The organism is Lysinibacillus sp. RU7 (assembly GCF_057837305.1).
Window position 1 is genome coordinate 1 of record NZ_JBYQFK010000223.1, and the last position, 250, is coordinate 250.

At 66.8% G+C, this 250-nt stretch carries 1 protein-coding gene; it reads right to left on the bottom strand.

Features of this window, described 5'->3' with window-relative positions; genetic code table 11:
* Positions 1-250: hypothetical protein (locus tag AC3II9_RS22185; RefSeq protein ID WP_489158905.1), on the bottom strand; the 250-nt coding region annotated here is incomplete at both ends.

Below are 250 nucleotides of genomic sequence, written 5' to 3' on the forward strand. Positions count from 1 at the left end.
GGATCGGTGACCTTCTCCAGCCCGTAACAGGCGAGCGCATAGTCGCTGGCGACGAAGCCAAGCGGCTTCAGCCCCTGCGCCTCCATCCGCCGGGTGATCAGCATCCCCAGCGACTGGTGGGCATTCCACCCCTCGAAGCTATAGGCGACCATGTAATGCCGCCCCTCGCGCGGGAAGGTCTCGACCAAGAGCTGGCCGCGCCGAGGGAGGACCGAGCGGCGGTCCTGCATCTCCAGCCAGTCGTGCACGT